At 73.8% G+C, this 11,844-nt stretch carries 11 protein-coding genes and 1 riboswitch; of the genes, 5 read left to right on the forward strand and 6 right to left on the reverse strand.

The annotated features are described in order from the left end of the window. Positions 1–48 precede the first annotated feature (48 nt). Entirely contained in the window at positions 49–2,001 is a 1,953-nt protein-coding gene (locus tag ACI2LW_RS05670; protein ID WP_404729845.1) for a dolichyl-phosphate-mannose--protein mannosyltransferase, read from the reverse strand. A 281-nt stretch (positions 2,002–2,282) separates the two neighbouring features. On the opposite strand from ACI2LW_RS05670, the gene ACI2LW_RS05675 reads away from it, so the two are divergent. Next, positions 2,283–3,269 carry a helix-turn-helix domain-containing protein gene (locus ACI2LW_RS05675; RefSeq protein WP_404729846.1) on the forward strand — a complete coding sequence of 329 codons (987 nt, stop codon included), beginning with the start codon at positions 2,283–2,285 and terminating at the stop codon, positions 3,267–3,269. 147 nt (positions 3,270–3,416) lie between these two features. After that, positions 3,417–3,794 carry a hypothetical protein gene (locus ACI2LW_RS05680; protein ID WP_404729847.1) on the forward strand — a complete coding sequence of 126 codons (378 nt, stop codon included), beginning with the start codon at positions 3,417–3,419 and terminating at the stop codon, positions 3,792–3,794. A gap of 407 nt (positions 3,795–4,201) precedes the next feature. Here ACI2LW_RS05680 and ACI2LW_RS05685 read toward each other — a convergent pair whose 3' ends face one another. Next, a complete protein-coding gene (locus tag ACI2LW_RS05685; protein WP_404729848.1) occupies positions 4,202–5,884 on the reverse strand; it encodes an SWIM zinc finger domain-containing protein in 1,683 nt (560 codons plus the stop codon). 115 nt (positions 5,885–5,999) lie between these two features. On the opposite strand from ACI2LW_RS05685, the gene ACI2LW_RS05690 reads away from it, so the two are divergent. Together ACI2LW_RS05690 and ACI2LW_RS05695 are read left to right on the forward strand one after the other, a co-directional pair. Further along, positions 6,000–6,269, forward strand: coding sequence for a type II toxin-antitoxin system Phd/YefM family antitoxin (locus tag ACI2LW_RS05690; RefSeq protein WP_404729849.1), 270 nt, complete (start codon positions 6,000–6,002; stop codon positions 6,267–6,269). Then, complete coding sequence (locus ACI2LW_RS05695) at positions 6,259–6,732, forward strand: type II toxin-antitoxin system VapC family toxin (RefSeq protein WP_404729850.1); 474 nt, start codon at positions 6,259–6,261, stop codon at positions 6,730–6,732. Before ACI2LW_RS05690 ends, ACI2LW_RS05695 begins: the two co-directional genes overlap by 11 nt. Positions 6,733–6,984: 252 nt before the next feature. Here the strand turns inward: ACI2LW_RS05695 and ACI2LW_RS05700 are convergent, their stop codons facing one another. Further along, complete coding sequence (locus tag ACI2LW_RS05700) at positions 6,985–7,176, reverse strand: hypothetical protein (protein WP_404729851.1); 192 nt, start codon at positions 7,174–7,176, stop codon at positions 6,985–6,987. Positions 7,177–7,178: 2 nt separating this feature from the next. After that, the gene (locus tag ACI2LW_RS05705) at positions 7,179–8,363 is read right to left on the reverse strand and encodes an MBL fold metallo-hydrolase (RefSeq protein WP_404729852.1); all 1,185 of its coding nucleotides are present in this window, start codon (positions 8,361–8,363) and stop codon (positions 7,179–7,181) included. 252 nt (positions 8,364–8,615) lie between these two features. Between ACI2LW_RS05705 and ACI2LW_RS05710 the strand changes: the two genes are divergently transcribed. After that, positions 8,616–9,239 (forward strand): TetR family transcriptional regulator C-terminal domain-containing protein, encoded by a 624-nt coding sequence (locus tag ACI2LW_RS05710; protein ID WP_404729853.1) that lies wholly within the window; start codon positions 8,616–8,618, stop codon positions 9,237–9,239. Between the two features lie 277 nt (positions 9,240–9,516). Here ACI2LW_RS05710 and ACI2LW_RS05715 read toward each other — a convergent pair whose 3' ends face one another. Together ACI2LW_RS05715 and ACI2LW_RS05720 are read right to left on the reverse strand one after the other, a co-directional pair. Next, complete coding sequence (locus tag ACI2LW_RS05715) at positions 9,517–10,302, reverse strand: SGNH/GDSL hydrolase family protein (protein WP_404729970.1); 786 nt, start codon at positions 10,300–10,302, stop codon at positions 9,517–9,519. A gap of 283 nt (positions 10,303–10,585) precedes the next feature. Continuing rightward, positions 10,586–11,569 carry a peptidoglycan DD-metalloendopeptidase family protein gene (locus ACI2LW_RS05720; protein ID WP_404729854.1) on the reverse strand — a complete coding sequence of 328 codons (984 nt, stop codon included), beginning with the start codon at positions 11,567–11,569 and terminating at the stop codon, positions 10,586–10,588. Between the two features lie 4 nt (positions 11,570–11,573). Beyond that, positions 11,574–11,764: riboswitch (cyclic di-AMP (ydaO/yuaA leader) on the reverse strand. Between the last annotated feature and the right edge of the window lie 80 nt (positions 11,765–11,844).

An 11,844-nucleotide genomic window follows, 5' to 3' on the forward strand; every position in this document is an offset into this window, starting at 1 on the left:
GCTGACGGCGGGCGCCCCTTCCGCGCCGGGCCCGGCGGTCCGTGGCCGCTACGCCCACGTGTCGAGCCAGATGCGGGCCCGCCAGGAGCCGTACGGCAGATCCACCCCCGCGTAGAGCGGGTAGAAGTACACGAAGTTCCACACGATCAGCAGGGTCAGGGCGCCCACACCCACCGCGCGCCACATCCGGCGCCGGACGCCGCGCCACGGGCCGGGCCACGGTCCGGGCCGCGGGCGGGCGGATCCGCTCGGCCCGGCGAGGAACGCTCCCGCGGTCATCGCCACCGCCAGGCACAGGTAGGGCAGGAAGACGACCGCGTAGAAGCTGAAGACGGTACGGTCCTGGTACAGGAACCAGGGCAGCCAGCCCGCCGCCACCGCGCACAGGATCGCGCCGGCCCGCCAGTCGCGCCCGAACGCCCACCGGTACAGCAGGTACACGAGGGCGCCGCAGGCCGCCCACCACAGCAGCGGCGTGCCCAGGGCGACGACCTCCCGCGCGCAGCCCTCCGCGGCACGGCAGCCGTCCCGGCCGTGCGGCGAGGACTCGAAGAGGAATGGCACCGGCCGCCCGAGCACCGGCCAGCTCCACGGGTTCGACTGGTAGGGGTGCGGTGTGCTCAGCCCGACGTTGAACAGGTACACCTGGTGCTCGTAGTGCCAGAGGCTGCGCAGCGGGGCCGGTATCCACGCCCAGGCGCCGCCGCGGCCGTCCGCCCAGTGGCGGCCGTACCCCTTGTCCGACAGGAACCAGCCGGTCCATGTGGCCAGGTAGGTGACGACGGCGACCGGCACCAGCGAGAGCAGCGACGGGGCGAGGTCCCTGCGCAGCACCGCCCGCCAGGAGCGGCGGGCCCCCGCGACCCGGCGGGCGCCGGCGTCCCAGAGGAGGGTCAGCACCGCGAAGACGGCCAGGAAGTACCACCCGTTCCACTTGGTGGCCGACGCGAGCCCCAGGAGGATCCCGGCCGCCCAGCGCCAGGGACGCCCGCCGAGGCGGGTCCCCTCCCCCGTGCACGCGTCCGGCCGTACGGGGTCGCCGGAGCCGGCCTGCCGCTCGGTCAGCAGGCGGGCCAGCCGGCTCCGTGCCGCGTCGCGGTCGAGGAGCAGACAGCCGAAGGCCGCCAGCGCGAAGAACATCACGAACGGGTCCAGCAGCGCGCTGCGGCTGAGGACGAAGTGCAGGCCGTCCACCGCCAGCAGCAGCCCGGCCAGGCACCCGAGGAACGTGGAGCGCAGCAGACGCCGGCCGATGCGGCACAGCATCAGGACGGACAGCGTGCCGAGCACCGCCGAGGCGATGCGCCATCCGACCGGGTCCAGTCCGAACACCCACTCCCCGGCCGCGATGACCCACTTGCCCATGGGCGGATGGGCCACGAACGCGCCGGTGTCCGACAGCGGGACGTCGTGCGGGTGGGCCAGCACCTGCGGGTCGGCGATCCTGCGGTCCGGCCACACCCCCTCGTAGCCGAGCCGCAGTTGGGACCAGGCGTCCTTGGCGTAGTACGTCTCGTCGAACATCAGGGTGCGCGGCTCGCCCAGCCGCCACAGGCGGATCACCCCGGCGAGGGCGGCCACCAGCAGCGGTCCCAGCCAGCCGGTCGCGGCGGCCGCACGGCGGGCGGCGGCCGGCGGCAGTCCCGCCGCCCGCCACAGCCGTACGGGCGGCTCGGGGAACGGCGGCACCAGGCGGGCCGGGGTGGAGGTGCGCGGCGGTGCCGCGTAGCCGAAGCGCCGCAACCGCTCCGGCCAGGCGGCCGTCCGCCGCGCCGCGGCGGGGACTGCGCCGGCCCGGCCGGCCGGGGCACCGGCGCCGGCTGCGGTACCGGTGCCGGTGCCGGTTCCGGGACCCGTCCCGGTGCCGATCGCGGCAGCGCTCTCCGTGCCGGCCCCCGTGCCGGCTCCCGTGCGCGTTCCCGTGCCGGTCTCCGGGTGGATGCCGCCCCGCATCGCGGCCGGACCGGACGTCCGCACGACGGACCGTTCCCGTTTCGTCACCAGCGACGCCCCTCACCGGCGGCCCGCCCACGCGTTCCGCCCTCCGGTGGCGCAGATGGTACCCAGACCGTTCGAAAACCGTTCGCCGGGGGCGGAGTTGGGTCCTCACCGGCCACGTCCGGGGCGGCGGAATCGGCCGGTCGGCACCTTCAGGCGACACCTCCTGATCCGTACCATTCGGAACGGTTCCGGCATCACTGGGAACCCTTTCGACCGACCTGTCACCACGCACACGCACCATGTCATGCACATGCAATAAGGGGGAAACTGTGTTACGTCCGGTGTTCGACGGTACGGACCTGCCGGCCACGGACCGGTTCGACGCCTGGGGCGAGCTGTGCGCCCGGCAGCTCACGGCCACCCGGCTGGACCGTGTCGGCTGCGCGGGTGCGGCACGGGAGTTCAACGCCACGCTCCGCGCCGCGCAACTCGGCCCGGTCCGGCTCGCCGAACTGTCCTACGGCTCGCTGCGGTCGCGCCGCACACCCCGGCTCATCCGCGCCGCCGACCCGGGGACCTACCAGCTCGCGCTGATCCGCACCGGGGGCCAGCGCTTCATCGGCGGCTCCCAGGAGGTCTGCCTGGGCCCGGGCAGCCTCCTGTTCTACGACAGCGCGCAGCCGTTCACCGCCCATGTCCCGGAGGACATCCACTACTCCTCGCTGATGGTGCAGTTCCCGCGGGAACTGCTGCCGCTGCCGCAGCGGCGGAGCATCCCGCCGGCCGGCCTGCCCATCCCGGGCGACGACCCGGTGGCCGGGCTGCTGCGCCGGTTCCTGGAGGCCATCGCCGCGCCGGAGTTCGCCCACGCCCCGGATCCGCTGACCGGCACCGACTCGGTACGGCTCGGCGGGATCGTCACCGACCTGACCCTGGCGCTCCTCGCCCGTCGCCTCGGCCGGGAGGAGCGCGCGCTCGCCGCGCCCCGGCGGGACACCCTGCTGCTGCGCGTCCGCGGCTACATCGAGAGCCATCTGGACGACTACGCCCTCACGCCGGCGGCCATCGCCTCCGCCCACCACATCTCGGTGCGCTATCTGCACCGTCTGTTCGAAAGCGAGGAGACGAGCGTGGCCGCCTGGATCCGCGCCAGGCGCCTCGAGCGGTGCCGCCGCGACCTGCGCGCCCCCGAACTCTCCCACCGGCCGGTGGGCGTCATCGCCGCACGCTGGGGTTTTCCCAGGCCCTCGGACTTCAGCCGGGCCTTCCGCCGGGCGTACGGGCTCTCGCCGCGGGAGTACCGCAGGCTGTCGGGCGCCCGGTCCTGAACGCGCCCGTCCGTACCGCGCCCGCACCGTCCGTGCGCGCGATGCCAACAACCGTGCGCGCACCGCGTCCTACGCCGCCGGTGACTCGCCCAGACTGGCACCGCCGCGGCACCGCATCCACAGCACAGCCTTCAGGGGGTATCACGCATGAGGAAAACGCTCACGACCGCCGTCGCCGTTCTCGGACTCGCCGGCTCGGCCCTCGTGATCACCACGCCGAACGCCGGCGCCGCCCCTTCGACCGCCCAGTCCTGCTACGGCGGCGCGGTCAACTACTCCACCACCGTCGGCTACTGGCCCACGGGATCCGGCTACGCCCGGACGTCGTCGGCCTGTGCCGACATCAACGTCAAGCCGAAGAAGACCGTCCAGGTCGCCACCTGTTTCAAGAAGACGGACACCTGCAACTCCTGGCGCACCATCAGCGGGGGCAAGTGGGGTGTGGCGGCCAGCAAGGTGAAGGACGGGACGGAGTACTTCCTCATCTTCTCCAGTGATTCGAGCAGCGGCCAGGTGGCCGACTGACCCGGACACCGCCCGGGCGGCCCCGGCCCGCGCCTGCGCGCGGGGCGGGGCCGCTCCGCGCGCAGGCGCCGGCCGATCCGCGCGTACGATCACCGCGCCACGCGCACGACCGCCGCACCGCGCAACGACCGCCGCACGGCGCGCACGACCGCCGCCCGGCGGCGCTTCAGTGCCCGCGGGAGCGCACCCCGGGTGCCCGGGGGGCGACCGCGGTGGCTCGTCCGGGGCCGCGAACGGTCAGTCCTCGCCCACCAGATCGAGACCGCGGGTCGTCTTCAGGGCGACCTCGGGCGCCGGCCAGCTGCGCGCCACGGTCTGCGACACGTCCCGCCACCACGGACGCGTGGGCAGTTCGCGTGTACTGCGCTCCTTGAGGACTGGCCCCGGACTCGCCCTCCGGAGGCAGTTCACAGCCCGTGCCGGTCAAGAAGGGTCATCAGCTTGCGCCTCCGCTTCAGCTCCGCCCTCAGGCCGGCGAGTTGGGCGGTGAACTCGGCCTCGGTGCCCATCGCCCGGTGACAGTCACGGGCGTTGAGCAGTAGCTGCGCCATACGCTCGTACACGCGGTCCCCGGTCGGCTCCTTCAGCGGTTCGATCAACCGCAAGTACACCGCGAGTGCGTCGGCCGGGCGCCTCTCGCGCGAGAGGTCGGCGAGCCACTGCCATTGCCGATCGTCGGCACGGTCGGCCGCCTCCCGCCAGGCGGCATCCAGATCGCCGTCATCCAGCAGCGCGTCCAGCAGCACGGGGCCGCGGTACCAAGCGCCGCGGTCCCGGCACGCGTCCTCGCGCAGGACGGCCAGCGCCGCCTCCCGCGTACTCTCCCAGCAGCCTGCGGTCCGGGCTGCGGCGCGCAGCTGCTGGTAGGCAACGAGCGAGCGCTCCACTCGGAAGCGGTCGTGGCGGACCGCGACCGTCTCAGCTGTCCGGCCTGCCTGCGTGTAGCGGGCGCACACATAGTCGGCCAGGCGGCCGTCGACGTGGGCCTCGGCGGCGGTGTCCCGCAACCCGCGCTCCGCCCACGCCAGCGCCTCGTCCGCGCGGCCCGCCGCCTCCAGTTCCTCGGCGATGCGCAGATGCGTGGCGCCGGACGGCACGAGGTCCTTCGCGTACAGGGCGACCAGCGCGTCCACATCACCTTCCGCCTTGACCAGGCGCTCCATCAGGTACCGCTCCGCCCAGCCGTTCGGCCTGCGCCGCCGCGCCTCGGCCGCCAGTTGCCGCATACGGGCCAGTCCGGTCGGCCCCAGGACGTCGGCGTAGTCGAGCGGGTCGAGGTCCGCCGCGTCGTTCCAGTCGCCGAGCACCTGGCCGACCAGCCACTCGGCCAACCGGTCCGGGTCAGGGCGCGCGACCGAGCACGCTTCCAGATGGGCCTCGGACACTGCGGCGACGGCCTGCCCGACCACCCCGTCGGAGTCATCGACCTCCTCGTAGGCCCGCCCGAGCGCCCGGATCGCCTCTTCCGCCAGACCGACCGCCTGCGCCGCCAGCCCCCCGGAGGCCAGGGCACGCAGTGCGTCGGCCGCTTCCTCGACCTGCCGGGCGTACCTGGTGGCGTCCGCGTACTCGACGTATCCGTACCGGGCGAAGGGCCGCGGGTCGATCAGCACCAGGATCCGATCCCTGACCGCGCCCGTGTCCGAGTGCGCGGCCGCGGCCCGCAGCTCCAGACGCCGACGCAGCTCCCGGTCCTCCCCGATCTGTTCTCGCACCAGTGCAAGCAGTTGGTCACGGGACAACGCCGTGAGCCACGCCTCCAGGCGGGAGGCCCGTGCCCGGGCGGCGGCCCGCTGACGCGGGATCGCCTCCGACTGCCGCAGCACGGTCAGCCCCACCGCCACGCAGTGCTTGCAGAAGTTGCCCTCCTGCCCGTACGGGCAGTCGCACCACCCGGAGACTCCGATGCCCTCACCGAGGGTGAGCTCCACCTCGTAGACGTCGGTGCCGTGCACCGTGGCGGTGACCGAGCCGTCGCCCACCTCCAGGCCACTCACCGCGACCACATACCCCAGCCCGCGATCGAAGGACCGAACCCCGGCCAGGGCCCGCAGATCCTCCTCGCCGAATCCCACCACGTGCCGTGCCACACCGGTATTCAACCCCTCCCGCCGGGTGCTGGGTGCGAGATCCGGCGACCTCCCCCAGTAACACCGCGGTGCTACGAAGTGGCACCCGATAGCACATGAGGGCTACCGTGGAGCCGTGACCGCCCAGCCCGAGATCACCCAACGCGACCTGCGCACCAGATCCAAAGAGATCATGGACGCCGTCCAGGACGGCCAGGCCTTCACCGTCACCCGCGACGGGCATCGCATCGGTGAGCTGATCCCCCTGCGCCGTCGCCGCCGCTTCGTCCCGCGCGGGGAGTTCGCCGCCATGTCCCGCACCGCCCCCGACATCTCCCTGGACGCCTTGCGCGCAGACCAGGATGCCGCCGCCGAGCAGGAGCCGGACGACCCCTATGCCCGATGAGCACCGGCCCACCGCGTATCAGCAGGGCCTTCTCGACACCAACATCATGATCCTGCGCAAGTGGATCAATCCGCAGGAGCTGCCCGCCGAGGTGGCCATCACCGCCATCACCCTCGCGGAACTCTCCGCCGGCCCCCACCAGGTGCGCGGCAACGCCGAGCAGGACGACTACGACGAACACGCCGAACGCGCCCGCCGCACGGACATCCTCCAGCGCGCCGAGAACGAGTTCGACCCCATCCCCTTCGACGCGGAAGCCGCACGCATCTACGGCCGCGTCTGCGCCGCCGTCATCAGTGCCGGCCGCACGACCCGGCGCCGCATCGCCGACCTGATGATCGCCTCCATCGCCGTCGCGGAAGACCTGCCCCTGTTCACCACCAACCCGGACGACTTCAAGGGCTTGGACGACCTGCTCACCGTCGTCCCCGTCACCCGCCCGAAGGTGCTGCACGACCGGTAAGCCGCCACCGCACAACCGCTCACGCCTTGCGCGAACCGGGGTGGGCTGTGCGCCTGGCCTCCCAGACCTCAGCGCGGAGCCGCCCCCGGGATGGCACGTCCATGCCCCGCCCCGCTCTCGGACCCAGGCCCGTACCAGCAGCGCAAGCCCCGTTCTCAAGGCCCTGTGCACCGGATGTCCCTGTGCCGGCGGTGCATGCCCATCTCACTGCGCAACAGGTCCCCTGCTCGCACGTCCGGAACCCTGTGGGTTCTACGCGCTCGGAACGATGCGCGTCGTGATCTTCAGCCTCGTCACGCACACCGCGGTTGGCAGGGGTACGCGCAGCCGCGGCACCTCCTGCTCCTCCATCCGAGGCGGTCCGTCGATCGTTCGAAGGGCCTGCTGCCGCTCCGACTCGTTCATCGCGGCCGGGACATCGGCGACCCACTTCAGTTCATCCACGGTCAGCCCTCGCCCACAAGGTCGAGGTCGTCACGAGCCGCCACCGAAGCAATCTCCGGAACAGGCCATTTGCGACTCAGCGCCGGAGACACATCCCGCCACCACGGACGCGAGGGGAGCTCGCCGGCCGGTTCGAACGGCAGGCCCGGGATGGGCACGGCCACCCGCTGGCCCACGGCCTCGCCCGCGGCCAGCGTCCACTCGCCGGGCTCGGCCCACGGGTGGAAGGCGAGGTTGAACGTCCCCCAGTGGATCGGCAGCAGCGCACCACCGGGCTCGCCCTGCTGGAGGTCGAGGTGGGCGCGCACGCCCTCCTCGGGCGTCATGTGGATGTCGGGCCAGTACTCGGAATAGGCCCCGATCTGGATCATCGTGGCGTCGAAGGGGCCGTGACCGGCGCCGATCTCCCGGAAGCCGTCGAAGTAGCCGGTGTCGCCGCTGTGGAAGACCCGGTGCTCCTCGCCGGCGACGACCCAGGAGGCCCACAGTGTGTGCTGGGTGTTGCGCAGGCCCCGGCCGCAGAAGTGGCGGGCCGGCGTGGCCGTGAGCGTGAGGCCGGCGACCTCGGTGGACTCGCCCCAGTCCAGCTCGCGCAGCCGGGCGGCGGAGACGCCCCAGTGCTCCAGGTGGGCCCCCACCCCGAGGGGCACCGCGAACACGGTGTCGGTGCCGGCGAGCGTCTTGACGGAGGGCATGTCCAGGTGGTCGTAGTGGTCGTGCGAGATGACGATCACGTCGACGGGGCCCAGCGCCTGAAGGGGCAGTGGCACGGGGTGCAGCCGCTTGGGGCCCGCGAAGGGGAAGGGCGAACAGCGCTCGCCCCACACGGGGTCGAACAGGACGCGGCGGCCGTCGATCTCCGCGAGCACGCTGGAGTGGCCCATCCAGGTCAGCCGCAGACCAGTGGCCGGGGGCCGGGCGAGGTCGGCGAGCGTGGTGGCGTGCACGGGCACGGTGCCCAGCGGGGAGCGGCGGGGGCGCTCGTCCTTGTCGAAGTAGCGCTTGGCGAAGGTCGTCATCGAGCCGGAGGGCCGGGTCCGTGCCGGGCCCCCGGGGTTCTGGAACACACCGTCCTCGAAGTGGGGGGAACGGCGGATGCGCGCCATGCGCTCCCCGCCGGGGTCCGCACCGAAGGCCGCGGGCCGCAGGGCTCGAAGCCCGGAGCTCAGGGGACGGAAGCCTGCCACGGTACCTCCAGGTGGAGTCGGTCAGGTCTTCCATTATGCGGGGCCCCTGTGACAGCCGGATGTCCCCGGGACGCGGCGCTCGCGGGCCTCGGACGCGGCGGGAGCGCCACGGGTGCACCGGTGGGCCGTGCCCCCGCCCGTGGTCCGTGACCCATGACCCATGGCCCGTGACCCGTGGCCCGTGGTCCGTGGGCCGTAGGCCGTGGCCTGGTCTCGTCTTGTCCCTGGGGCACGAGCGATTAGGGTGACCGCGTGGCGAGAGTGCGGTTGAGCGTGGCGGAGCGGCGCGAGGAGCTGCTGCGGGCCGCCATCGGGCAGATCGAGCAGCGGGGCGTCGCGGCGGTGCGGATCGCCGACGTGGCCTCGGCCCTCGGCGTGAGCAACGCCCTGGTGCTGTACCACTTCTCGACCAAGGAGAGGCTGGTCGCCGCCGCCTTCGCGCACGCCGCCGAGCACGATCTGGCCCGTCTGCGCAGGCTGCTGGGCCGGCGTACGACGGCACTGCGCCGGCTGCGGGCCGCGGTGCGCTGGTACGCGCCCACCGGTACCGCCAAGGGCTGGCGGCTGTGGATCGAGGGCTGGGCGGCCGCGCTGCGCGAGCCCGCCCTGCGGGAGGTGGCGCGGGACCTCGACCGGCAGTGGAAGGCCGCCCTCACCGAGGTCGTCGTGGAGGGCGCGGCGGCCGGTGAGTTCCACTGCGCCGACCCCGGGGGCGCCGCCCTGCGCCTGACGGCGCTCCTCGACGGCCTGGCCGTCCAGATGACCGCCTACGGCGGCGCGGTCTCCCGCGCCCGCGCCCAGCAGTGGGTGGACGAGGCACTCGCCCGCGAACTCGGCCTGGACCACGCCGCGCTGACCGGCGTCACGGCCGGCTGAGACGACGAGGGGCAGTCGCCCGCGCCCCGCGCCCCGCGCCGAGGAGCCCGCGGCAGCAGCCGTACCGCTGCCGGACCGCACGACCCGGCGGCGGACCCGGCCCGCGGAGACGCACCCCCGCCGGGCCGGATCCGGCCCGAGTCCGCCCGGGTCCGGCCGAGTCCGGCCGAGTCCGGCCGAGTCCGGCCGAGTCCGGCCGAGTCCGGCCGAGTCCGGCCGAGTCCGGGCCGGGTCCGGCCGGGTCCGGGCCGGGTCCGGGCTTCGGGCAGTCCGGGCTTCAGGCCACCGCCGCGATGCGCGACCTGATGTCGGCGGGCGACAGCGTGCCCTTCGCCGTCACATGGTCGCCCGAGGACTCGCCGCGCAGACGCCGGCCGATCCAGGGCACCAGGTACTCGCGGGCCCACTGGACGTCGTCGCGGCGGATCTCCAGGGTGCCGCGGGGCGGCAGCGGCGGCCAGGGCTGCTCCGGGTCGGCGGGAACCTCCAGGCCGAGCAGCTGGCCGGCGCGCAGGGCCACGCGCGTGTGCCCCTCGGGCGACAGGTGCAGCCGGTCGTGGTCCCAGGCGCGGCGGTCCTGGATGCTGCGCAGTGACCACAGGTCCAGCACCGGGCAGCCGTAGCGGTCGGCGACGGCCCGCACATGCCCGTTGTACGTGGCGATCTTGCCCCGCAGGTGCTTGAGGACGGGCACGCCCCGGGTGTCGAAGCCGGTGGTCACCATGACGGTGCCGGCGACCTCGGTGAGCCGGGCGACCGCCTTCTCGAACCGCTCGGCCACGTCGTCCGGGTCGGTGCCGGGCCGGATGATGTCGTTGCCGCCGGCGCAGAAGGACACGAGGTCGGGGGCGAGTTCGACGGCTCGCGGGACCTGGTCCGCCACGATCTGGTCGAGCAGTTTCCCGCGCACGGCGAGATTGGTGTACTGGAAGTCGCCCTCGGGCCGCCGGTCGGCGAGCAGTACGGCGAACCGGTCGGCCCAGCCGACGAACGCCCCGTCGGGGCCGGGGTCGCCGACACCTTCGGTGAAGCTGTCCCCCACCGCCACGTACGACCCGATCACTGATCTGCTGTCACTCTTCGAATCGTCTGCCACGGCGGACCATGATTCACCCTTCAATGTGACCTACGCGACCGTAGGCAGGGGTTGACGGACGGTGAGATAAGCCACGGGGAATCCGGGCCCGGCCGGGAATATCCCGGGCCGGGCGGAAGGTCCGGCGGTACGCCGAAGGCCGGGCCCGTGGCGCGGGTCCGGCCTTCGGCGGCGTGTCAGGCAGGGGGGAAGGGCCCGGCGGGGCGCCGGCGCCGGGGGGCGTGGCGGCGGCGCCCGTGGGGCGGGAGGATCAGAGGGGGACGCCGTGGGCGCGGAGGTAGGCGACCGGGTCCACGTCGGAGCCGTAGCCGGGCGCGGTGCGGATCTCGAAGTGCAGGTGCGGGCCGGTCACGTTGCCGGTGGCGCCGGACAGGCCGAGCTTCTGGCCCGCGGCCACGGCCTGCCCGGCCGAGACGGACAGCCGGGAGAGGTGGGCGTACTGGGCGTAGCGACCGTCGTGCAGTCTGACGACGACCTGGTTGCCGTAGGCGCCGCCCCAGCCCGCGGAGACGACCGTGCCGGCGGCCACGGCCTTGACAGGGGTGCCGGTCGGGACGACGAAGTCGACGCCGGTGTGGTAGCCGCTGGACCACATGCTGCCGGCGGTGTGGTAGGCGGTGCCGATGGCGGCGCCGGACACCGGGAGGGTGTAGCCGGTGGCGGTGGTCGCGGCGGCCTTGCCGGCGGTCCTGTCCGCGGCGCGGTCGGCGGCCGTGGCCCGCGGGGCCTGCTTCGCCTTGGACGCCTTGGAGGCCTTGGGGGTCTTGGGGGTGTGTGCGGGGGCGGACGCCCTGGAGGGGGCGGGCGCCGTGGACTCGGGCGCCCCGGTGGCGCCGGCCGGCGCGGAGCCGCCGTCCAGCCGCAGCCTCAGACCGGGGTGGATCAGCGAGGGGTCGTCGCCGACGGCCTGCCGGTTGTCCGCGTAGAGCTCCGGCCAGCCGCCGCGGACCTGCTGCCGCTCGGCGATCCGGGAGAGGCAGTCGCCGGGCCGGACGGTGTACGTCCGCACGGTCTGCGTGGGCGTCCGCACGGCCTCGGTGCGCGCCGCGTCCTGCTTCCCGGCCGTGGCGGCGGTGCGGACGGCGGTGTCCGGCGCGGACTTCGCGGGCGCCGCGTGGGCGCCGGCGGCCCCGATGAGCGGCAGGGCCAGTGCGGCGCCGCCGGTGCCGGCGGCGGCTATGGAGCGGGTCAGGCGCTGGGTCTTCGGTCGTCGGTGCTTACCCTTCGCGGGCATGGCGGCTTCCTCTCCGGCGCCTGCGAGGTGAGCTGTCGGGTTCGGGCTGGAGCTGCCCGGCCGCCTTCTCGCGGCTTCACCCCTGGCCTGTTCCGGGAACCGGAGCAGGCCGTCCTGCGTGTGGGTCCCCCGCTCCTGCCGTGCACGGGTGAGTTCCGGGTTCCGGACGGCGGCAGGATTCGGCGTCCGTCCGGATGGGTGTGGAAGGTAGGCGAGCCGGACGCGCGTGGACAAGCAGTTGATTCCGGTTGTAGTCGTTCCGCATGATCCGTCGC

The organism is Streptomyces sp. NPDC004065, assembly GCF_044903565.1.
Taxonomy (GTDB): Bacteria; Actinomycetota; Actinomycetes; order Streptomycetales; family Streptomycetaceae; genus Streptomyces.

What these genes read in the sequence shown, in the direction of transcription:
- ACI2LW_RS05680 (WP_404729847.1), top strand. Translation starts at nt 3,417, where the DNA reads ATGAGGAAAACGCTCACGACCGCCGTCGCCGTTCTCGGACTCGCCGGC.
- ACI2LW_RS05695 (WP_404729850.1), top strand. Translation starts at nt 6,259, where the DNA reads ATGCCCGATGAGCACCGGCCCACCGCGTATCAGCAGGGCCTTCTCGAC.
- ACI2LW_RS05720 (WP_404729854.1), bottom strand. Translation starts at nt 11,569, where the DNA reads ATGCCCGCGAAGGGTAAGCACCGACGACCGAAGACCCAGCGCCTGACC.